The organism is Luteibacter sp. dw_328 (assembly GCF_018449605.1).
GTDB lineage: Bacteria > Pseudomonadota > Gammaproteobacteria > Xanthomonadales > Rhodanobacteraceae > Luteibacter.
In genome coordinates this window covers 294,151-317,267 of sequence record NZ_JAAVUW010000008.1, presented here as the reverse complement: position 1 = coordinate 317,267, position 23,117 = coordinate 294,151, and the positions used below count along the sequence as shown (strand labels likewise).

Annotated in this window: 18 protein-coding genes; 9 read left to right on the top strand and 9 right to left on the bottom strand. The window is 63.3% G+C overall.

The window, feature by feature from the left end:
- Positions 1-57: 57 nt before the first annotated feature.
- From dbpA to HB634_RS19810, 8 genes are all read right to left on the bottom strand, one after another.
- Complete coding sequence (gene dbpA, locus HB634_RS19845) at positions 58-1,434, bottom strand: ATP-dependent RNA helicase DbpA (RefSeq protein WP_213949831.1); 1,377 nt, start codon at positions 1,432-1,434, stop codon at positions 58-60.
- A gap of 45 nt (positions 1,435-1,479) precedes the next feature.
- Entirely contained in the window at positions 1,480-2,547 is a 1,068-nt protein-coding gene (locus HB634_RS19840; protein WP_213949830.1) for a hypothetical protein, read from the bottom strand.
- A 5-nt stretch (positions 2,548-2,552) separates the two neighbouring features.
- Complete coding sequence (locus HB634_RS19835; RefSeq protein WP_213949829.1) at positions 2,553-3,668, bottom strand: hypothetical protein; 1,116 nt, start codon at positions 3,666-3,668, stop codon at positions 2,553-2,555.
- A 1-nt stretch (position 3,669) separates the two neighbouring features.
- Complete coding sequence (locus HB634_RS19830) at positions 3,670-4,644, bottom strand: hypothetical protein (protein ID WP_063573214.1); 975 nt, start codon at positions 4,642-4,644, stop codon at positions 3,670-3,672.
- Complete coding sequence (locus HB634_RS19825) at positions 4,641-5,774, bottom strand: hypothetical protein (protein WP_213949828.1); 1,134 nt, start codon at positions 5,772-5,774, stop codon at positions 4,641-4,643. The genes HB634_RS19830 and HB634_RS19825 overlap by 4 nt, the downstream gene beginning before the upstream one ends.
- A 178-nt stretch (positions 5,775-5,952) precedes the next feature.
- Positions 5,953-6,672, bottom strand: a complete 720-nt coding sequence (locus tag HB634_RS19820) for a pseudouridine synthase (protein ID WP_213949827.1) — start codon at positions 6,670-6,672, stop codon at positions 5,953-5,955.
- A 4-nt stretch (positions 6,673-6,676) separates the two neighbouring features.
- Positions 6,677-7,450 (bottom strand): ABC transporter permease, encoded by a 774-nt coding sequence (locus HB634_RS19815; protein WP_063572878.1) that lies wholly within the window; start codon positions 7,448-7,450, stop codon positions 6,677-6,679.
- Positions 7,447-8,379, bottom strand: a complete 933-nt coding sequence (locus tag HB634_RS19810) for an ABC transporter ATP-binding protein (protein WP_213949826.1) — start codon at positions 8,377-8,379, stop codon at positions 7,447-7,449. Before HB634_RS19810 ends, HB634_RS19815 begins: the two co-directional genes overlap by 4 nt.
- A gap of 82 nt (positions 8,380-8,461) precedes the next feature.
- On the opposite strand from HB634_RS19810, the gene HB634_RS19805 reads away from it, so the two are divergent.
- Positions 8,462-9,208, top strand: a complete 747-nt coding sequence (locus HB634_RS19805; protein WP_213949825.1) for an FAD-binding oxidoreductase — start codon at positions 8,462-8,464, stop codon at positions 9,206-9,208.
- A 29-nt stretch (positions 9,209-9,237) separates the two neighbouring features.
- Positions 9,238-10,518 (top strand): flavohemoglobin expression-modulating QEGLA motif protein, encoded by a 1,281-nt coding sequence (locus HB634_RS19800; protein ID WP_063572881.1) that lies wholly within the window; start codon positions 9,238-9,240, stop codon positions 10,516-10,518.
- A 10-nt stretch (positions 10,519-10,528) separates the two neighbouring features.
- On the opposite strand, the gene HB634_RS19795 is transcribed toward HB634_RS19800, so the two are convergent.
- Positions 10,529-12,397, bottom strand: a complete 1,869-nt coding sequence (locus tag HB634_RS19795; protein WP_213949824.1) for a zinc-dependent metalloprotease — start codon at positions 12,395-12,397, stop codon at positions 10,529-10,531.
- Between the two features lie 225 nt (positions 12,398-12,622).
- Between HB634_RS19795 and HB634_RS19790 the strand changes: the two genes are divergently transcribed.
- From HB634_RS19790 to HB634_RS19760, 7 genes are all read left to right on the top strand, one after another.
- A complete protein-coding gene (locus tag HB634_RS19790) occupies positions 12,623-14,923 on the top strand; it encodes an NADP-dependent malic enzyme (protein ID WP_218625554.1) in 2,301 nt (766 codons plus the stop codon).
- 264 nt (positions 14,924-15,187) lie between these two features.
- Entirely contained in the window at positions 15,188-17,881 is a 2,694-nt protein-coding gene (gene aceE / locus HB634_RS19785) for a pyruvate dehydrogenase (acetyl-transferring), homodimeric type (protein WP_213949823.1), read from the top strand.
- Positions 17,882-18,096: 215 nt separating this feature from the next.
- Positions 18,097-18,429 carry a DUF4377 domain-containing protein gene (locus HB634_RS19780; RefSeq protein WP_063570509.1) on the top strand — a complete coding sequence of 111 codons (333 nt, stop codon included), beginning with the start codon at positions 18,097-18,099 and terminating at the stop codon, positions 18,427-18,429.
- Between the two features lie 233 nt (positions 18,430-18,662).
- Positions 18,663-19,484: a tyrosinase family protein gene (locus HB634_RS19775; RefSeq protein WP_213949822.1), complete on the top strand. Its 822-nt coding sequence runs from the start codon at positions 18,663-18,665 to the stop codon at positions 19,482-19,484.
- A gap of 556 nt (positions 19,485-20,040) precedes the next feature.
- Positions 20,041-20,328, top strand: coding sequence for a hypothetical protein (locus HB634_RS19770; protein WP_213949821.1), 288 nt, complete (start codon positions 20,041-20,043; stop codon positions 20,326-20,328).
- Positions 20,329-20,430: 102 nt separating this feature from the next.
- Positions 20,431-22,260, top strand: a complete 1,830-nt coding sequence (locus HB634_RS19765) for a type IV secretory system conjugative DNA transfer family protein (protein ID WP_213949820.1) — start codon at positions 20,431-20,433, stop codon at positions 22,258-22,260.
- Complete coding sequence (locus HB634_RS19760) at positions 22,257-23,105, top strand: hypothetical protein (protein ID WP_213949819.1); 849 nt, start codon at positions 22,257-22,259, stop codon at positions 23,103-23,105. The genes HB634_RS19765 and HB634_RS19760 overlap by 4 nt, the downstream gene beginning before the upstream one ends.
- Positions 23,106-23,117: the final 12 nt, after the last annotated feature.

Below are 23,117 nucleotides of genomic sequence, written 5' to 3'. Positions count from 1 at the left end.
GGGACGTAACCTCGGGTCTTTGCGCCGTGCCGCGTTCGTACTGAGGTAGCTCGGGAATCAGCCGAGCGGTCTTACCCGGAAGTTGCGGCCCTTGATCTTGCCGGCGCGCAGGCGCTCGAGGGCCCGGTTCGCGAGATCCCTGCGGATGGCTACATAGGCGCGCGTGGCGAAGACATCGATCTTGCCGATGTCCTTGGCCTCGAGACCGGCATCGCCGGTGAGTGCGCCGAGGATGTCGCCGGGACGGAGCTTGTCCTGACGACCGGCGTCGATCACGAGGGTTTTCATGGCCGCGAGGTTCAGCACCTTGCGGCCATCCCCGACCGGCTTTGCCGGATAGCGCAGCATGGGGCCGCCAAGACGTTCCTCGATGGCGCGAATCTTCGGCTGTTCGCGCGAACCGACCAGGGTGATGGCGAGACCCCTGGCGCCGGCGCGGCCGGTGCGCCCCACGCGATGGGTGTGCGTATCGGCATCGTGGGCGACGTCGTAGCTGATCACCAGTGGCAGGTCGATGATGTCCAGGCCACGCGCGGCCACATCGGTGGCGACGAGGATATTGCAGCTGCGATTGGCGAAGCGGACGAGCACTTCGTCACGATCGCGCTGTTCAAGGTCGCCGTGCAGGGCCAGCGGCGAGAAGCCACGGCGATCGAGCTCCGCGGCAAGCGTTTCGGTGTCCTTGCGCATGTTGCAGAACACCAGGGTGGCTTCCGGCTTCTCGTGGGTCAGTATGCGCGACAGCACGTCGGGCTTGTTCGCCGGTTCCACCTCGATCATGCGCTGCTCGATGGTGTTCTCGTCGTGCTTTTCTTCGACGGTGACCGTGACCGGATCACGCTGCACGCGACCGCTAACGGCACGGATCGCATCGGGATAGGTAGCCGAGAACAGCAGGGTCTGGTGATGCTTCGATATGCGCTTGACGATGTCGTCGATCGCTTCCTCGAAGCCCATGTCGAGCATGCGATCGGCTTCGTCGAGCACCAGCACCTTGATGCCGCCGCCGTGCAGGCTTTCACGCTTGAGATGTTCCTGCACTCGTCCCGGGGTACCGACGACGATGTGGGGGTCGTGTTCGAGCGAGGCGAGCTGGGGGCCCAGTGGCATGCCGCCGCACAGTGTCAGCAGCTTCACGTTGGGCAGGTTGATGGCAAGGCGGCGAATCGCCTTGCTCACCTGGTCGGCGAGTTCGCGCGTCGGGCAGAGCACCAGCGCCTGCAGCTGGATCTTCGTGAGATCCAGTTGCTGAAGAAGCCCCAGGCCAAACGCCGCGGTCTTGCCGCTGCCCGTCCGGGCCTGGGCGATCACATCGCGGCCGTCAAGGATAGGCGGCAGGCTTTCCCGCTGAATCGGTGTCATCTCGGTGTAGCCGAGGGAGTCCACGGCGGCAAGGAGGGCGGGCGAAAGGGTGGTCTGGGCGAAGGCATTCATGTGCCCATGATCGCATGCCGGGTCGGACGCCGCCGCTTCACGCGGTCAGCAGCCGGTGGCAGGGTCTTTTGGAACGCGGGGCCGCGGTGGGGGAGATCCTTCGGATGAGCCCTCGGAGACGCGCTGTAACCGAATCGGGTTCAGCCGGAACGAGCGTCGGGCCCAGGGCATTCCCTTGAAGGACCGGCCCATGGCGCGGGGGCTCAGTGACCGCCTGATCTGGCCTTCGCGAGCACCCCGCAAGAGATCCGCTGCCAGCAGGGGGCGGTCGGTGACCGTATCGACCAGCATGGTCCCTCTCAAGCGGGCGCGGCCCGAGGCGATCAGCTCAGCCTGGGCATGACGGGACATGGAGGGGAAGACCTGGGCGAGGCGGACATCGACAGCATACGTGTCCGAAAAGCGTTTCATCGCGTACTTGCACGACGTGCACGCCATGCCGCTGACGCTGCCCTGAATCCTCCCGCCGCTTGGGATGACTCCCGTACGAAGATCCCGCTCGATGGCACGCAAGGCCTTGAACTCGGGATCGAAGGCCCGGTTCTCGCCTTCGACGAGGAACGCCTCCAGCGCCGAGCTATCGTCGGCCATCATGGGGGCTCGCACGTTGATCTCATCGAACTCGGTGTAGAAGCGGTTGTCCTCCAGGTCCGCGGCGACCTCGTCCACCGCCGGCAAGGCACGCACGGAACCCTCGTCCTCGGATTCGATATCCATGGGGCTGGCCGGTGTGTCTGGCGTGCCCGGACGCGTCGGTCCTTCAAAGATCGACTTTGCCAGCGAGCCCAGCGGGCGCCCGCCCATCGCGTGGTACACCCGGACGTTGGCGACACCGTTGACGGCGAAGTGATATTCAAGGCGGGCGATGGGCGCATCGCGCATGACATTCTCCAGGGCTTCCCAGCGAATGGCGCGATACTCGTCCTGGTAGCGCTCGCTGATCAACGAGCGCATGGCGTCGACGTAGTGTTGGCTGGTCGACTCCAGGAGCGCCGTGACGTTGCCCTCGTCGAGGGTGATTCGATCGGTCTCCACAACACCGCCCATGCACGCTGAGGAAATGGTGGACGCGAAAATCGCGGCTGAAAGCGTCGCAATGAGAGCGGGGCGCATGGCGGTCACTCCGGAAAGGGGCAGAAAAGATGGTCAGCGCGTTCGGCAGCCATGTCGGCCTCGACCGGCGTGAGCCATTCGGCGGTGACGAGATCGTCGGCGGCGACGGCCTCGACCACCTCGACGAGCGGCGCGAGGTCGAGCAGGGTGAGCACTGCCGCGGCGAATCCCGCCAGTCTCAGCATGCCATCGTGCTCGCGTTCCGGTACCCAGATCGCCTGTCGTTGTGCTTCGTCGATATACCAACGGTGGACGGCACGATCGGTTGCCGCGACGAAACAGAGCGGGCGATCGTCCCCCTCGACACCGGTTCCCGCGCGCCCGGCCACGGGCGTTGCATCGGGTCGGCAGGGATAGCTACCGAGATACCCTTGCGCATCGCGATACGCGGCGGCCGCGCGAGCCACGCGGTAGACCGTGGGGAGTGCCCTCAGGCCCGATCGGGAGCGCTCTCCCGGTTGCCAGTGGATCAGTCGGTGTTGAACCAGCGTGGACAGGTACTGCATGTCATAGGTGGAAACCTGATCGAGATAGGCAGCCTTCATGACACGGCTAAAGACCGCTTCGTCGATACCGAGCAGGGCACGACGTTCCGGTATCGTCGCCTGAACCTGGTCGCGCAGCATCTGCATGGCGACGGCATAGGTCGCGGCCCGAGCGGAATGGCGGAAGCCGGTCAGGTCGATCATGTGCCAGAAGATGTCGGCGTCGACGTCAGCCTTCGTCGCGCTCGCGGCCACGAAGGTGTCCTTGTAGCCTGGATGCGGCTCGACGTCGTGTCCGGGCCTGGCGCGCGTCAGGCCGAGATCCCAGTCGAGAACGGCCACCGCCGAGGCCGTGGAGAGATTGCCCGGCAGACCCGCGAGGACCTCCGGCCACTCGGCGTCGTTCGTGAAGTCGGGTTCACGCACGGTCTCCGAATAAGGCGATGCGGGGTCGGTGAGCAACTGGAGCATCAGCTCGCTCTCCGATCCGGCGAAGGCCTGCTCACCGCCAACGCGTGCGACGCGCTCGCGCTGCAGGTGCGACCACACGTCGACATCGACGATCGTCGTCGCCTGGGCGAACGAGCTGCCGATCACGACGAGGCTGACGCTGAGAGCGCGGATGCCATGGCGCACGTCAATCACCACACGGTTCGATGGCCTTCGATCCGGCCTCTTCGGCTTCCAGGGCCTTGACGCTATCCAGGCCGATCCACGATCGCTTCCCGGGGTCCGTGACGGCATTGCGCCTGAAGTGCTTGCTGGCGTACGCCTTGCGCGAGTTCTTCAGCGCCTCGGACGACGTGTGGCTCGCCTCCAGTGCGGGATCGAGCGCGACCGTGTTCTTGTCACGCTCCACTAACTGTTGAATCGTGCCATTGATGTCGAAGTGTTCGGCAAGGTCTTCCGAGGCAGGACCGCACGATTCGCACATCGCCTTGCTCACATATCCGGTGAGTGTTCCACCACGCGTGACGATGCCATCGTTGATGTCGGCTTCGATCTGCCGGAAAATTTTCAGCTCCGCGTCTGCCTTATGAGTGTCCTTGCCGCCGACGAGACGCGACTGGATGACGGAGTCGCTGCGTAGCGGAAGATTAGGAACGCGCACGTTGAACGGGGTGTCTGCCGGGTAATACACGCGCTCAGCGAAATCCTTCGCAATGTCCTCATCGGAGATCTCGTAAGGCCGGGATCCTTCGGACTCGTTAGCGCTCGATTCGCCCGCGGATGCATCTGTCGACGGGGAGAAGTCATACCGGCTCAGGACGACCTCCATCGCGGGGCCACTGCGCGCATGATAGACACGCCGGAGCGTGCGTCCGTCCTTGGTGTACACGTACTCCATCCGTGCGAGGGTCGGGGAATGTATGCCGTGTCGCACGCGACCCCATGTTCCGCTATTTCCAACCGTGTCCAGCTGCGCGTCGATGAGCTTCGCGCGATAGGCATCGGCGAAGAAGATCGACTCGCCGTCCAGCATGGCAACGACGCCCTCACCGGAAGCGAACTGTCCAACGGTTTCGATCTTTCCCGCGTATGCCAGCGAAGCCGAAAGGCCGAGCATCAAAGCGCCCAGGCGGACAGAGAAGAGAACGTTACGATTGATCATGAGCGGAGCCTGCAAGTCAGTTGATTGGCGCGTTCTTCGGCGTATGCCGCCTCTTCCTCGGGGATGGCGCCCTCAGCGCTCATCTCGCCGAGAAGGCCTGCTTCACCCATTTCGACAAAGCCTGCGAGATCGATCAGGAGCAGTGCGCCGCTGAACCAGGCCATCAGACGCGTGGCGGTCTCGTCGCGATTCTCATGTGCTTTACGTATAAGGGATGCTTCGTGGCGCATCTGGCGGCGGAACCACGACTGCACGGCACGATCGGTCGCGGCGACGAAGCAAAGAGGACGGTTGTCGTCGATGGCGTCCGCTCGGGTCGGTTCATCCGGATGGGGATCGTTGCCCCGGCAGTAGCCGTGCGGATTGAGATAGCCTCCGGCATCCGCGAAGGCCGCGGCGACGCGTGCGACACGATATGCGGCCGGGAGTTGCCTGTGTCCGTCCGTGTCGATCGTGAAGTCCTGCCTGGACAGGGCATAGCGAAGGAGGTCGGCGAGGTAGGCCTGGTCAAACGCGTCGATCTTCTCCGGATTGTTCTGCTGGAGATAGCGGCTCAGCACGCCGGGTTTGATCCCGAGGGCGTCATACGTCTCCGGCGCGTTGCTCCGGACCTGATGGCGAAGCAACTGCAGCGCGACGGCGTGGCCGGCGCCGATGGTGGTCATCCGCCCGTTCATATCCCAGGCCTTCAGGAAGATGTCGGCGTCGACGCCAGCCTTGATCGCACTGGCCGCGGCATATTCGCCCCGATAGGCGCGGACAGACGCTTTGTCGACGACCACATCGATTCCGATTCTGGCCTTGGTGAAGCCACCCTGCCATTGCAACATGTCGAGAGCAGCGTCACTTTTCTCGGTCGCGTCGATCGGAAGGCTGTCGACGAAGTCGTACCACCAGATTTCATTGGTGATGGGCGGATCGATCCGCAGATCGCTGTACAGCGAATCCGGGTTGTCGAGGAACTTCGAAACGTACGCGTGCGTGTCGTATCCGAATGCCTTCTCCGCACCCACCGTAGCGGCGCGGTAACGAATGAGTTCGCGATAGACGTCGACGGTTGTTTGCCCTGCAGCCAATGCGGGGCCGGGAAGAAGGGCGGCGAGGCACGCCAGCCGGAGGAGGGGCTTCATGTCTGAGGAACATCCTTGTTTGAATCACGGTGCCGTCTTCATGTCGGCCCACGTAGTTTCTGACAAGGCACGACGGGTCGCCGCCGGGGTTGCCCCAGACGGTTGTGGTCCTATCTCGTTTTGCTATGTCAGTGGAAACGCAGAGGCTGTAGGCGTTCGTGCCAGAGCCGTGCCGGCTCTACCAGCGCGTGCGTTCCGGCAGCAAGCCCTGGAGCTCAGCTTCGGTCAGGTTTCGCCACTGCCCCGGCTTGAGATGCCCCAGCTTCACGTTGATGATGCGCACGCGTCGCAGTTGGGTCACGCGATAGCCGAACGCCGCAGCCATCAGGCGGATCTGTCGGTTGAGGCCTTGCGTGAGCACGATGGAGAAGCCGAATTTCGCGATCTTGCGCACGCGGCAGGGATCGGTCATCTGGTTGTGTACGCGCACACCCTTGGCCATGCCGCGGATGAACTCGTCGGTCACGGCCTTGTTCACCGCCACGAGGTATTCCTTTTCGTGGCGGTTTTCCGAACGCAGGATCTCGTTGACGATGTCGCCATTGCTGGTCAGCAGGATCAGGCCTTCGGAATCCTTGTCGAGCCGGCCGATGGGAAAGATGCGCTGCGGATGGTCGACAAAGTCGACGATGTTGCCATCGACGGTCTGGTCCGTGGTGCAGGTGATGCCCACCGGCTTGTACAAGGCGATATAGACGCCGCGGTTCTTTGCTGACTCGGGGGCCATCGTTCGCGCGACGACGATCTCGCCATCCACGCGCACCACATCGCCCTCGAGGGCCTTGGCGCCCATGCCGACCACGTCCTCGTTGATCGTCACGCGACCGGCGACGAGCAGTTCGTCCGCTTCGCGGCGCGAGCACAGGCCGGCCTCGCTGATGTATTTGTTGACCCGCATGTCGTTACGAGCGCAGGCCCACGCCGCGCGAGAGCAGGCGCAAGGCGATACCACTGAGGCCGACCACGAAGACCAGCATCACGATGAAGGCAGTGACGATGGGCACGTCGCTCACGCCGAGCACGCCGAAGCGGAAGGCGTTGACCATGTAGAGGATCGGGTTGGCCAGCGAAATGGTGTGCCAGGGCTCGCCAAGCAGGTCGACCGAATAGAACACGCCACCGAGATACGTCAGTGGTGTGAGCACGAAGGTCGGCACCAGTGCGATATCGTCGAACTTCTTGGCGAATACGGCATTGACGAAGCCGGCCAGCGAGAACACGGTTGCACCAAGCACCACGGAGAGGAAGGTGATGATCGGGTGGGCCACATGCAGGTCGGTGAAGAATAGCGCAATCACCAGCACCAGGGCACCGACGATCACGCCGCGCGTCACTGCGCCAGTGACGTAACCCAGCAGGATCACCCAGTTCGACATCGGCGAAACCAGCATTTCCTCGACGAAGCGGCCGAACTTCGCGCCGAAGAACGAGGAGGAGATGTTGCCGTAGCTGTTCGTGATGATGCTCATCATGACCAGGCCCGGCACGATGTACTGCATGTACGTGAAGCCATGCATCAGGCCGATACGGCTGCCGATGAGCTTGCCGAAGATGACGAAGTACAGCGTCATCGTGATCGCGGGCGGGATCAGCGTCTGCGTCCAGATGCGCAGGATGCGCGCGATCTCGCGGCGAACGATGGTGTTCAGCGCAACGAGGTTGGTGGCAGCGCTCATGCCGCGTTCTCCCTGCCGTGCTCGACCAGTCGGACGAAAAGCTCTTCCAGCCGGTTGGACTTGTTACGCATCGAAGTGACGGTGACACCGTGCGAGGAAAGCGCGGCGAACAGGGAGTTCAGGTCGTGGGAGCGGGACATCTCGGCTTCGATGGTGTGATCGTCCAGCGTGCGGAGAACCACGCCGGGCAGGACGGGAAGGACGCCCGGTGCGCTGGGAACGTCCAGCACGAAGGTTTCCACGTCCAGCGTGGCCAACAGGCTCTTCATCGACGTGTTCTGCACGATGCGACCCTGGTCGATGATCGCGATGTTGCGGCAGAGCTGCTCGGCTTCCTCGAGATAATGCGTGGTGAGGATCACCGTGGTGCCGGCAGCGTTGATGCCGCTGACGAACTGCCACATGGAGCGGCGAATCTCGATGTCGACGCCCGCGGTGGGCTCGTCGAGGATCAGCAGCTTCGGCTCGTTCATCATGGCGCGGGCGATCATCAGGCGGCGTTTCATGCCGCCCGACAAGGTCCGTGCCTGGCCGTGTGCCTTGTCCCACAGGCGCAGCTCCTTCAGGTACTTCTCCGCGCGCAGGGAAGCCTCGGCGCGACCGATGCCGTAGAAGCCGGCCTGGTTCACGCAGATGTCGAAGGGCTTCTCGAACTGGTTGAAGTTGAGTTCCTGGGGCACCAGGCCGATCAGGCGCATCGCCTCGCTGCGGTGCTTGTGGATCGACACCCCGAAGATCTCCGCGTCGCCCGAGGTCGAGTTGACCAGGGAGGAGAGGATGCCGATGAGGGTCGACTTGCCGGCACCGTTGGGGCCGAGCAGGGCGTAGAAGTCGCCCGGTTCGACGGTCAGGGAGATGCCTTTGAGGGCCTCCACGCCGTTGCCGTAGGTCTTCCGTAAATTATTGACGTTTAAAGCAGGAGTGGTCATGGGCTGCGCCGGGATGACAAGCCGCCTATTATACCGGGCTTTGTCTGTCCACCTTGTTCCCGCACGTCAACAGAGACTTTCCATGGCCGAACAATTCCAGCTCCGACTCGCCGACAGCTTCATGCTCGCCCCTTCGGTGCGGCACCTGTCGTTCGAGCGTGCCGACGGCCAGCCGCTGGCCTTCGTGCCGGGGCAGTTCCTCCAGGTCCACTTCCATTACGACGATGGCAAGCCGACCAAGCGCAGCTATTCGGTAGGGACCATCGGGGACGGAACCGGGCCGGTCGATCGGGTCGAGATCGCGGTGAGCTACGTGGATGGCGGGGCGGCAACCAAGCTGCTAGGCGGTCTGAAAGCGGGTGAGACGATCGACGCGAGCGGCCCGTATGGCCGTTTCTGCCTGATGGACGCCGACCAGAACCAGCGCTACATCCTGATTGCCACGGGTACCGGCGTCACCCCTTACCGCGCCATGTTGCCGCAGATCGCCAGCCTCATCGCCAGCCGTGGCTGCCGTTTCGTGCTCCTTTACGGCGCCCGCAACGAGGGAGAGCTGCTCTACGGCGAGGAGTTCGAGGCGTTTGCCCGTACTCACGAGGGGTTCGATTTCCACCCCTGCCTGAGTCGGGGCGCCCGGCCGAACCCGCGTCCCCACGACCGCCTCGGCTATGTCCAGGACATGCTGGCGGAGCTGCAGCCCAACGGCGAGCAGGACATCGCCTACCTGTGCGGCAACCCGAACATGGTCGACGCCGCCTTCGCCTCGCTGAAGGAGCATGGGCTGTCGGTGCAGCACATCCGCCGCGAGAAATACATCTCTTCGCGCTGAAACGGCGCCCCGGCCTATACTTCCGCCCCATGCACGCCCACGTCCTCCCGCCCCATCTCACCCCGGAAATGCGGCGCTATGCGGCGCTTGACCAGCGGCTGCTGGCCGCTGTCCGTGCCATCCGCATCCTGCCGACGGTGTCCTGGCCGGCATCGGTCGAAGAGCGCCTGATCGAGGAATTCGGGGCCGGGCGCCTTTCGCTGCCGGATATCCGTTACCGGCCACCCGATCTGGGGGGCACCCGGGCCGAGTTGGAAGCGATCGAGCGGGAGGTCTGCGAAGACCATCCGATTGCCGAGTACCTGCGCCGAACGGCCGAATCCTGGCGCGTGGCCACCGAGATGCTCGATGCCGCCGGCACCGATGGCGTCACCGTCGCCTCGGTGGCGCTTTACGGCAAGCCGGGCGACGCCATCCCCGGAAGCAACCGCAGCAACCTCGATGCCGCCCGCTATTTCGTCGACCTGGCGGACGAGTTGGGTGCGGATCTGGAAACCGAGGACGCCACGGGCACGATTCCGGCCGAAGAACTGCGCCGCGACATGTCCGAGATGCTCGATGCCTTCTTCTCGCCGGGAACGATCTCGGTCGAAGTCGATCCCGAGCTCACCGCCAAGGCCGCGGCTGGCGCGACGCGCATCCGCCTGCGTGGGGGCATCCACTTCACGGAATACGATCGGCACCAACTGCTCGCGCACGAGGCCTTCGTCCATTCGCTCACGGCGCTCAACGGCCGCGAACAGCCCGTGCTCGCCTCGCTGGCGCGTACATCGCCGCGTGTCACCGCCACGCAGGAAGGCCTGGCTGTGTTCGCCGAGCTGATGTCGGGTGCGATCGACATTTCGCGGCTCAAGCGCATCAGCCTGCGCATCCTTGCGATCGACATGGCGCTGAACGGCGCGGACTTCGTGGACGTGTTCCGTTATTTCCGCGAATGCGGGCAGAACGTGGGCGACAGCTTCCATTCCGCGCAACGGGTCTTCCGCGGCGTACCGCTGACCGGCGGCTCGGCCTTCGCCAAGGACAACGTCTACCTATCCGGCCTGCTGGCGGTGCACACGTTCTTCCGCTGGGCCTTGCGCCAGCGCCGCCTCGACCTGTTGCGCAACCTGTTCGCCGGCAAGCTCGCCCTGCATGACGTGATGAGCCTCGAAGCCCATTTCGCCAGCGGCGATATCGTCGCGCCGCGCTATCTCCCACCGTGGATGCAGCACGTCCATGGCCTGGCCGGGAAGCTGGCCTTCTCACTCTTCGTCAACCATATCCATATGGCGGGCGTGGAGGCCGAGGAAATCTCCCTCGGCCTGTAGCGCGTACCCGTTACGGGCCGGGCACGATCGTGAAATCGCCGGGCGACACGGCGAAGAAAGGTCGCCAGTCACAGCGCAGGCGCATGCGTGCATGGTCGGTCGGCGTCTCCAGGGTGGGCAGCATCACCTCGGCCTCGCCGCTGTTCCGCACGTCCGTTGCGATGGGCGTGGCGAGCCACGTGTCGCCGCCATCGACGGAAAGATCGATCTCGAGAAAGTGACAGGAGATCGGTTCGCCCGTGGTGCCGGCGACATCCCAGCGTACGCGCAACGCCTGTCCACCGATGCCTCGCGCCGCCGCTTCCGGCGATAACACGGCGAAGGGCCGGCCGGTATCGACCACGCGCACCCGGGTGTCGGTGCTGGCGACCGTCGCATGCTCGCCGCCGTTGTCTCTCACGGTGAGTCTGAAATTGAGCCGGCGCGATGTCGTCGGCAGGGTTTCGCCGGGCTCTGCGGTTTCACGGCCAAGCACCGCGGCCATCCTCGGGAAGCTGCGGTTGCCCGAACGTGTGGGCGCGAACGAACGGAACAGGGGGCCGTTGCCTTTATCCGTGAGTGAACCACGTTGTTCGTCGCCGACATCCATCTGCTCCCAGGTGTAGGTCAGGCGACGCGCACCCGCTTCCTGCTCCGCCATGCCTTCGAGAGCGAAGGGCGTGCGGGCCGGGATGACCTTCTCCTCGGCGAGCGGCTCGGGGTCGAACCATGGGGCGGACACCGGATTGATACGCTTGCTGGCGCAGCGCCCACCGCGTGACCCCAGCCACGCCTGCATCTGTTCGATGTTCGCGGCATGGAAGTACAGGTCTGAGCGTGCCTGCAACGCCTGCGCGTCGCCGCCGCAGCCGGAGGGCGCATAGCCCATCGCCGTGCTGCCGCTACCGGGTTCCACCGCGCGATCGGGGAGGGTCGGGCGGCTGCATCCGTTGGCGGTGGGCCACGCACCCAGCTGGCGGCCGAGCACATGGATCATGAACCCGATGGCATGCGGGTCACTCTCGGGATGCGCGTGGCCGCTCCATGCCGCGGCCTTGTGCGTGGCAAGGAAATCGGCGCGTCTATCGTCACTGCATGAGGTGCCGATATGGCTCTCGCCACCGAATAACGTCGTTACGGCATGGCCGATGTCGTAGTTGCGCTTGCCGATCTCGCGGTCGATCAGCGTCACCGTGGCGGGGCCCGGGTCCATGCGTCGGTAGGGATCATGTCGCGGATCGGCACGGATGATCCTGTCGTTGTCGTCGACCAGGGTGAAATGCACGCCGACATCGGTTTCGAAGACTTCATTGGCGCGATTCACGGCATGGACGATCTCGCCGAGCGCGTCTTCGACCGTGCCACCGAGTTTCGCGACATAGCGGCTGTCTGCGGCGACCGCAAGGCGGAAGTCGTAGCGGATGCCACCTCCACGTCGTGCCACGGTCATCCTTGCGGCAAGCCCTGAATCCTCTGTCGGCGTGGCGGCCAGCGCGTCCGCCTGGGCAACCGGCGCGTCGTCTGACGCGACGTTCGCCATCCTTGCCACCTCGCCGGGTCGAAGGATCCACTCGGCATGCCCGTCGCGAACGCTGGCGCGCATGCCTGCCTTCGACAGGTCCAGCCGAACGGTTCGCCCCTGCGTATCGCTGCCGCGAAAGCTCCGCATGCCGGGAAACTTCTTCGCGAGGGCAACGGGGAGGGTGCCCGAATCGCGCACGCGAAACCGCGACGACGAGGTGGCGCTCGTCGGGAGGGTCACCTCGACGCTACGACTCGCGTCCTGGGGCAGTCGAAGCAGGCTCCGGCGCAGCGCCGGCTCGTCGACCACGACGTTCGCCAGTGACAGGAGGGGGAAAAGGCCGCCGACCAGGGCGGTAACGATAGCGAAACGCGACATGACGATCCTCGACGTGCAAGAAGGACCGTCGACGGTAGGCGCGCCAGCGTGGGCAATCTGCCGGATTCCGCATGGCTGACATGTAGCGTTTTCATATCACAGGATGTCGCAATGCAACACACCCCGGGTCGGGCGAATCGCCATGGCGGTGCTAACATCGACGCTTCACGGCGTGGCTGCAGGCCCGCTGTTCGTCCCTTTTCATTGAAGCTCCCACAGGACCCCATGGCCATCTCCGAGGAACTGCGGCAAGCCGCGCTCGAGTACCACCGCCTTCCCCGTCCGGGCAAGATCAAGGTCACACCGACGACGTCATTGCTGACCCAGCGCGATCTTTCCCTCGCGTATTCGCCGGGCGTCGCCGCGGCGTGCGATGCGATCGTCGCCGACCCGCGGGAGGCCGCTGAGCTTACCGCGCGCTCCAACCTTGTCGCGGTGATCACCAACGGCACGGCAGTGCTCGGCCTGGGCAACATCGGCGCACTGGCGAGCAAGCCGGTGATGGAAGGCAAGGGCGTCCTGTTCCAGAAATTCGCCGGTATCGATGTGTTCGACATCGAGATCAATGAGAACGACCCGGACAAGCTGGTGGATATCATTGCCAGCCTCGAGCCGACCTTCGGTGGTATCAACCTCGAAGACATCAAGGCGCCGGAGTGCTTCATCGTCGAGCGCAAGCTGCGCGAGCGCATGAAGATTCCCGTGTTCCATGACGACCAGCATGGCACGGCGATCATCGTCGGCGCGGCGGTCATCAATGCGTTGCTGGTCACCGGCAAGAAGATCGAGGACGTGAAGCTCGCCACCACGGGCATGGGCGCCGCAGGTATTTCCTGCGTCGACATGCTGGTGACGCTGGGCCTGAAGCGCGACAACATCCTGGCCTTCGATCGCGACGGTGTCCTGCACACCGGCCGTACCGACCTCGACCCGGACAAGCAGCGCTATGCGCGCGATACCGACAAGCGCACGCTGGCCGAGATCGTCGTCGGCGCGGATATCTTCCTGGGCCTTTCCGCCGGTGGCATCCTCAAGCCGGAGATGGTCGCGACCATGGCCGAGCGCCCGATCATCTTCGCGCTGGCCAATCCGAACCCGGAGATCCTTCCGGAGGACGCCAAGGCTGTCCGCCCGGATTGCATCATGGCCACGGGCCGTTCGGACTACCCGAACCAGGTCAACAATGCCCTTTGCTTCCCCTACCTGTTCCGCGGCGCGCTCGACGTGGGCGCGTCGGTCATCAATGAGCAGATGAAGGTGGCCTGCGTGAAAGCCATCGCCGAGCTGGCGCGCCGTGAAGCGTCGGACGTCAGTGCACGGGCTTATGGCGGCAAGCCGCCGAGTTTCGGCCCCGAGTACCTCATTCCACAGCCGTTCGATCCACGCCTGCTGATCCAGCTGCCGCCGGCGATCGCCCAGGCCGCCATGGATTCCGGTGTGGCCGAGCGTCCCATCCAGGACTTCCCGGCTTACATCGACCAGCTCACCAGCTTCGTCTTCCGCACCGGCCTGCTGATGAAGCCGGTGTTCGATCGCGCCAAGGCCGATCCGAAGCGCGTGGTCTACGCCGAAGGCGAAGAAGAGACCACGCTGCGCGCCGTGCAGACGGTGGTGGACGAGGGTCTGGCCCGGCCGATCCTGGTCGGCCGCCCCGACGTGATCGAGCGCCGTATCGCGCGCGCCGGCCTGCGTCTGAAGCCGGGCGTGGACTTCGAGATGTGCAACATCCACTCGGATCCGCGCTTCGAGGATTACTGGCGCCTCTACCACTCGATCATGGAGCGCCGCGGCGTCACGCCTGCCTCCGCGAAGGCCGTGGTCCGTTCGCGTCCGACCGTGATCGCCGCGCTGATGGTGGAACGTGGCGAAGCCGATGCGATGATCTGTGGCCTGGTCGGCACGTATCACAGCAAGCTGGACTACATCACCGACATCATCGGCCTGGACGAGGGCATCGCCGAGGCATCCGCCATGGCGGCGGTCTCGACGGAGAAGGGCACCTTCTTCTTCCTCGACACCTATGTGCAGGACGACCCCACTGCCGAGCAGATCGCCGAGGCCACGCTGCAGGCTTCGCTCCGCCTGAAGCTGTTCGGCATCCAGCCCAAGATCGCGCTCCTGTCCAACTCGAACTTCGGCGGTCGTGAAACCCGCAGTTCGAAGAAGATGCGCGAGGCCCTGCGCCTGATCCGCGAAAAAGCGCCGCGCCTCGAGGTCGAGGGCGAAATGCAGGCCGACGTGGCCCTTACCCCGGAGCTGCGCGAGAAGATCTTCCCGAACTCGCGCCTGGAAGGTAAGGCCAATGTGTTCGTCTTCCCGAACCTGGATGCTGCGAACACGGCCTACAACATGATCCGCGTGCTGTGCGACGGGGTGGTCATCGGCCCGATCCTGATGGGCGTGGCCAAGCCGGCCCACATCCTGACGCCGCAGGCGACGGTGCGCCGGGTGGTCAATATGACCGCGGTGGCCTGCGTCGAGGCACAGATTCGCGCCGGTAAGCCGCGTACGGTTGTAAATGATTGATTGAGCGGCGCTTCGCGCCGCATCGCCGATGAATCGGCTCCCACCCAGCAAGCCCCTCCTTGCTCGGTAGGAGCCGCTTCAGCGGCGATCCCGCGGCAGCGGGCCAGTTCGCCGAACCCCCCGTCCCAAACCGATTTATCACGAGACAAACCCCCATACCGCCGCGTATGTGAAAACTTCGCGGTATCATGGAAAGGTTTTCCCGCCACCCCAGCGGGCTCTACAGACCTCATGAAGCGCGCGCCACGCGCGAGCGGAGCATCCATGGACCAGATCGACGATATCCTGAACCAGGACCTCGACCCCACCGAAACCCGTGAATGGGTCGAGTCGCTCAACGCCGTCATCAATCACGACGGCACCGAGCGCGCGCATTTCCTGCTGGAGCGCATGGTCGACTCCACGCGTCGCTCGGGCGGCTACCTGCCGTTCGACCCGACCACCGAGTACGTGAACACCATCCCGCCGCACATGGAAGCGCGCAGCCCCGGTAACGCCGCCATCGAATGGCGCATCCGCTCGCTGATCCGCTGGAACGCGCTGGCGACCGTCGTGCGCGCCAACCGCAAGCCGGGCGACCTCGGTGGCCACATCTCCAGCTTCGCTTCCTCGGCCACGCTGTACGACGTCGGCTTCAACCACTTCTGGCGCGCACCCAGCGAAGACCATCCGGGCGACCTCGTGTTCCACCAGGGCCATTCGGCCCCGGGCGTGTACGCGCGTTCGTTCCTCGAAGGCCGCATCAGCGAAGAACAGCTCGACCTCTTCCGTATGGAAGTGGAAGGCAAGGGCAAGGGTCTTTCCTCGTATCCGCATCCGTACCTGATGCCGGACTACTGGCAGGTACCGACCGTGTCCATGGGTCTCGGCCCGATCCAGGCGATCTACCAGGCGCAGTTCTGGAAGTACCTCGAGCACCGCGGCCTCATTCCGAAGTCCGATCGCAAGATCTGGTGCTTCATGGGCGACGGCGAGTCGGACGAGCCGGAGTCGCTCGGCGCGATCTCGCTGGCGGGCCGCGAAGGCCTCGACAACCTCATCTTCGTCATCAACTGCAACCTGCAGCGCCTCGACGGCCCGGTTCGCGGTAACGGCAAGATCATCCAGGAACTCGAAGGCGTGTTCCGTGGCGCCGGCTGGAACGCGATCAAGGTGGCGTGGGGCAGCTACTGGGATCCGCTTCTCGCCCGCGACACCACGGGCAAGCTGCGTCAGCTGATGATGGAAACCGTCGACGGCGAGTACCAGGCCTGCAAGGCTTTCGGTGGCGCGTACACGCGTGAGCATTTCTTCGGCAAGTACCCGGAAACGGCCGCGCTGGTCGCCAACATGTCCGACGACGACATCTGGCGCCTCAACCGCGGCGGTCACGATCCGCACAAGGTCTACGCGGCCTACCATGCGGCCGTGAATACCAAGGGCATGCCGACCGTGGTCCTCGCCAAGACGGTGAAGGGTTACGGCATGGGTGCTGCGGGCGAATCGCAGAACCCGGCGCACAACCAGAAGAAGATGGATACGGACGCGATCCGCGCCTTCCGCGACCGCTTCAACATCCCCATTCCCGACGACAAGCTCGAGGAAGTGCCGTACTACCATCCGGGCAAGGACTCGGAGGAAGTGCAGTACATGCTCGAGCGCCGTCGCGCGCTCGGCGGTTCGCTGCCGCAGCGTCGTCGCAAGTCGGACAAGTCGTTCACCGCGCCGACGCTCGAAGCCTTCGAGCAGATCACCAAGGGCACGGGCGAGCGCGAGATCTCCACGACCATGGCCCTCGTCCGTGGCATGAACCTCATGCTGCGTGACAAGGAACTCGGTCCGCGCGTCGTGCCGATCGTTGCCGACGAGGCTCGCACCTTCGGCATGGAAGGCATGTTCCGCCAGATCGGCATCTACGCGCCGTTCGGCCAGAAGTACCGTCCGCAGGACGCCGATCAGCTGCTGTACTACCGCGAAGACCAGAAGGGCCAGGTCCTCCAGGAAGGCATCAGCGAAGCCGGCGGCATGAGCGCGTGGCTGGCTGCAGCAACGAGCTACAGCATCAGCAACGTGGCGATGCTGCCGTTCTTCATCTACTACTCGATGTTCGGTTTCCAGCGCATCGGCGACCTTTGCTGGGCGGCGGGCGACATGCGCGCGCGCGGCTTCCTCATCGGTGGCACGGCAGGCCGCACCACGCTCAACGGCGAAGGCCTGCAGCACGAAGACGGTCACTCGCACCTGCTCTCCGGCGCGATCCCGAACGTCATCTCCTACGATCCGACCTTCTCCTACGAGCTCGCGGTGATCCTGCAGGACGGCACGCGCCGGATGATGCAGGAGCAGGAAGACGTCTACTACTACATCACCGTAATGAACGAGAACTATGCCCACCCCGACCTGCCCAAGGGCAGCGAGGAAGGCATCGTCAAGGGCATGTATCTGTTCAAGGACGGTGGCAAGGCGAAGAAGAACGAGCCGCGCGTGCAGCTGCTCGGTTCGGGCACGATCCTGCGCGAAGTCATCGCCGCGGCGGAGCTCCTGGAGAAGGACTTCGGCGTGACGTCGGACATCTGGTCGGTGCCGAGCTTCTCGGAAGTCCGTCGCGAAGGCTTCGACGCCGAGCGCTGGAACCGCCTGCATCCGGAAGCCACGCAGCGCGTGCCGTACATCACCGGCCTGCTCGGTGAACGTCAGGGCCCGGCGGTTGCCGCGACCGACTATGTCCGCGAGTTCGCCGACCAGGTCCGTGCGTTCATGCCGGACGGCATGCGCTACACGGTGCTGGGTACGGACGGCTTCGGTCGCAGCGACTCGCGTGCCAACCTGCGCAGCCACTTCGAGGTCGACCGCTACTGGATCGCCCACGCCGCCCTGGCCGCCCTCGCGAAGGATGGCAAGGTCAACGCGAAGGATGTGAGCCGCGCCATCAAGGAATACAAGCTGGACGTCGACAAGCCGAACCCGCTGTACGCCTGATAGCAGGGAAACGAAGAGGGGCCGGAGCAATCCGGCCCCTTTTTTTGTTGGTGTCCTGTGGGAGCCGATTCATCGGCGATCCCGCGCCAGCGGGCCAGCCCACGGCAAGCACCCATCGCCGATAAATCGGCTCCTACCGCAACGTCACATCGTGTCCATGGCTTTGCCACGCCGAAGCTGGTATCTCTTTGGGCATTCGACTTCGGATTCCCGCCATGCGCTCCGTCCTTCTTGCTGCCGCCGTCCTCTCGCTCGCTGCCTGCGCGACAACGCCGTCCGACCACGGTTCGCGGTCGCGCCTGCTGTACATCGCCGGCAGCAAGGTGCCGTGCACGAATGGCGTCATGAAGACCGAATGCCTGCAGTACCGCGAGACGCCGAAGGACGCCTGGCAGATCAACTACGCGCCGGTCGAAGGCCTCGACTGGAAGCCGGGCAATGAGTACCTGGTGAAGATCACCGAGGTGCATGCGAAGAATGTTCCGGCTGACGCTTCGCCGGTGACGTGGCATGTCGACAAGATTGTCGAGCAGCATCCGGTGCCGTGAGTCGGTTTCTTGCCAATCACTACTTAAAATGCAGCATGTGAGCGATTTCAACAGCTTCCATGCTAACTGCCGGAACGGCGTTGCGATTCCGCCGTCGGCGCCGTGGTTATCAACGTAGGCATCTTGTTTGCCCGTTTCCAAAGGGCGAGGCTCCTCCTTGAGTCATGAGTTCATTGCACGCAGGCATTCACGAATGCGCGTGTCGATGCTCATCAGCCACGGAGAGGAGCACCATGAAACGACGTCACTTCATCCAGGGTATGGCCACCGCCGCCTTCGCGTACGCCGCGACCCGCAGTGGAGCGCTAAAGGCACAGTTGAGCTGTTCATCGATCTACGTGCGCCGCGACTACTTAGCGCTATCCAGTTCCGAACGGGCAAACTTCGTAGATGCCTTAAAGCGAACGAATCGACCTCGGCTTGGTCTTCCGTTGCCGACGGTGTACGACGGCTTTGCCCAAGAGTACTCGACATATCAGAAATCGTTCCTGACGTGCGGTGCCGATTCCCAAAGCGGGCTTAGTCGTCTGCGGCAGTTCCTTATGCGTTTCGAGCGAGAGCTTCAACGGATTGATCCCTCGGTGAGTCTTCCGTACTGGAACTTTCCGCTCGACTCGCAGGCGCCGGAAAGGTCTCTCGTCTTTTCACCTGACCTCATGGGAGGCAATGGCCAGGGGTCCCACTCCGAGGTAGTAGACGGATCGTTTGCTCATTGGACGCTCGGTTACCCGGGACTACTGGATCTCGTGCCCTTGCGGCATTTTCTGCGTCGTGCGTTCAATGACGGCGACAGGATCGCGCCTTGGACTTCGCCGGAAGAGGTGGCCGCAGTTCTTCAACAGAGCCAGACCATCGATTCTCTTACTGCGGGACTGATGGATAGCGTAGTGCCAAGGGTGTTCGCAGGAGTAGGAGGCGACATAAGTACGGGCCTGTCGCCCAACGATCCACTCTTCTGGCTGGTAGCTTGCTGCATCGACAAGCTCTTCGGTGACTGGTTGAAAATTCACCCGGAGGCGCCGCAACCCGATGTGGTTTGCTACCAATACGCCTGATTGTGAGCTCGACGAAGGTCGCTACGTATACGCTGATTCAGAGAAGTCGAGGGGCGACTACAGACAACCGTAAGTTGATTTGATACGGTCGCATCGTTGCCTGCGTTGTCGATTCGAAAACACGTCGCAGGCAACCATCGCGCAATGCGGTGAGAAGCGCGGCCCGAGAGTGCATCAACACTCCCGGACCGCTGATCAAACCAACTGTTCTGGAGCTGATTTGACTACGTCACATCATACGGCAGTCGCTCGCCCGCCGAATCCCCTCGGCGACACACCCACCGGTTACCGGGACGTCTGCTTACGTCGCAGACACGGTTGACGAACCGCAGCGGCAGTCGCTTTCATGAGGTTTTCTTGGCCGTCCTATCCGGCGCGTAGCCGCGTGGGTCAGCGACCAAGGCTGACGCTGCACTCCACTTCATCAATAACGCCACCCGGCGCCCGGTCACGGGCAGCCGATGAACCCGCGAGTCCGTATCCACCCGCGGCACGTTGCGCTGTGCGTGACGTGCCGCACCTCCGGGCGCGCGTGGCCCTTCAGAGGAAGAACACGATGAACGCATCACGCAAAAACTGCACGAGTTGTCGGGCCGATGCCTGCGCCAATCCTCACGATCTGCTGAACGAAGCGACCGAGTGGCTGCAATACGCTCGAGGTCTCACACAGCTGCTTGCAGAACTCATCCACGAATCGGACGCCGTCGACTGCGGCCGCATGGCCATCGGTCTTGAAAGCATCGCTGCGATGACACGCATGGGCCTGCAATGCACGGCGGACGCGCATGCGCGGATGTCGTGGGAGCGAGCGGCAGCGCGTGAGAACGGAGGACGGTGCGAATAGAAGAAATCGGAAAAGTGCGCCCAATACGAGCTTAGCCCTCTCATTCGTTTGTCACTCGAATCATGCTTATAAATCAACGTTACGGTGGCGGACGGCAAGCGCATGAGCGGCAAGATCAAGGCAATCACCGTGCTAGTCCTCGGGCTGCTCGGTCTGGTGGGTGGCGAGTATCTGGCGGGGTTTCTGACGCTTTGGGTCCTTGGACTCAAGCAGGTACCGCTTGGGGCGACGACGTACTGGGAGTACTTCAGAGCGCTGGAGCTTCCTCAAGTCGCACCGTACGTCACGAAGATAAAACTATGCGGGGCCTTCGGCTTCGGTGCGCCTTTGCTGGCTTGGCTATGCCTGCTGATGCCGGTGTTACGCGCCAGGCCCGAGTCAATGCATGGCGAGGCGCGTTTCGCCAAGCTTTCCGACCTCAAGAAGGCGGGGCTGCTCAAGCAAACGTCGCAGAGCATCCTCATTGGCAAGTACAAGGGGCGCTACCTGTGGCTCGGCGGGGCGCAGCACGTCATCACCATTAGTCCGACCCGTTCGGGCAAGACCACCAGTGTCGCCATCCCGGTGCTGCTGTCCTATGAAGAGTCGATGGTCGTGCTCGACCTCAAGGGCGAGCTTCACAAGGCGACGAGTGGCTGGCGCGAGGCGCTCGGCCACGACATACGCGTTTGGGCACCTTACGACGAGAACGGAAACACGCATCGCTTCAACCCCATGACGACGCTCGCCGGTATGAGCCCGGAGAAGCGCATCGGTGAGATCCAGACCATCTCCGCCATTCTGTATCCCGACCAGCCGGGCGGCGATCCGTTCTGGACGTCGCAGAGTCGTGCGGCGTTTACTGCCTTTGCGTCCTTCCTCTTCGAACGATGGGACGACAAGGTGGCGCGCTGCATCGCGGGCGCACAGGACGCCCCGGACATCAACGCGTCTCCGGATTATCCGAGCTTCGAGCGCGTCCTTCGCCTCTCCAGCGGGGAAGACATGGACGGAACGAAGGAATTCCTCGATGCCGTCCTCAAAGACCCGACGTTCGTCTTTATGACACCGCAGACCCGAACGGTGTTCGGCAACCTGGCGGGCCTGGCCGAGCAGACGTTCTCGTCGGTCATCGCTTCCATGCAGGCGCCGCTGCAGCAATTCCTCAGTCCCATCCTTGCCGCAGCGACCAACGCCAGTGACATCGATGTCACCAGCCTGCGGAAGAAGTTGACCACGCTCTACGTCATCATCCCGACGAACAAGCTGGACGAAAGTGCGAAGTTGCTGAACATCTTCTTCAGTACGGTAATCGGCAACAACCTGGGAAAGCAGCTTGGCGAGGAGCCCGACCTCAAGTACCAGATGTTGATGCTCATGGACGAGTTCACGGCCATGGGTCGGGTGGACGTCTGGGCCAAGCGTATCTCCATCTCCGCCAGCTACGGCGTGCGCGACCTCTGCATCGTGCAAAGCCGTGCCCAGCTGCGTGCCGCCTACGGGGACCACGACGCGGAGAACTTCATCACCAACCACGGTGCGCAAATCGTCTTTGCGCCGCGTGAGCAGAGTGACGCCAACCAGTACAGCGAGATGCTCGGCTTCAAGACCGTGCGGAAGGAACATCGAAACACCAGTCGCGGCAATGGCTCCCATCAGGTATCTACCAGTCACAGCGAAGAGCGCCGCGCCTTGCTGCTGCCGCAGGAGATCAAAGAGTTGCCGGCTGACGAGGAGTTGATCTTCTACGAAGGGTGCAAACCGATACGAGCCAGGAAGAACTGGTTCTTTAAGGACAAGATGTTCAAGGAGCGTGCGGGTGTTCCGCCCGTGGTCGTCCGAGGTAAGGAGCAGGCTCACCCGCAGTCGCAGTCGATGGCTCCAACGACATCGGGTAAGCCGAAAGCGACGGATCCATTCACTGAGTCGCCGAAACGAGCTCGCGCCGCATGATCGGCTCGACGCGAGCCACCGTGGCAGATGACGCGTTCGATAAGGACGAAGGCGCACGGCCTTCGTCGCTACAAGCCGTACATCGGCTGACCGCGGCAGATCGGCACTACGACCTCCAGCTGTTTCGCGATCTTGAGATAGTCAATGCGCAGACGCGTCGTGAACTCGGCCGGCTGCCGGCGGGTGGGCTTCCGGTGGAGTTCAAACGGAGGCCGAAATTACCAAATGCGCCCTCGAATGCCGAAACGAATGGCAACGATATAAGGGAGGAAGAAACGATGGATATGAAATATCTGGCCATGGCAGCTGCCATGACGGTGACGAGCGGGTGTCATTCGGGGATCAAGTCGTGGCACATGAAGTCGAAGGTCGAAAATGGGGTGCTGAAAATGCCGTTCTACGACCACAGTTTCGGCGCTAGCTGTTTCGACACGCTTAGGTGTCGCGTGCTCTACGAGAACGCGTACATTGTGAATAGCGGATCGCCGAGCGGGCCATTTACTGAGCGCGATCGAGACAACCTAGACGCGAGTTGGGGAAACCTCGAGTTCCCTACTGTCGTTCGTGTTTCCTGGACATCGAAGGACGGTACTAACCACGACGAGAAGATCAATCTTGGCGAGATCTTCCACTCTCGGTTGGTTCGTTATCCAGCCGACCTGGATGTTAATGACGTAAAGACCAGCGTGCCTCCCAGCGCACCGCACATCATCCTCGTAGTCGAGGACCGTGCGATACGCATCTACATGAGGGCATGGATTCCGCTACTTCGGCCGCGATTCCCCGGCAGAGTGCACTCAGACTTCAGACACGATCCTGTCATAGCGTATTCGCAGACGTTCTAACCGGAGTACATG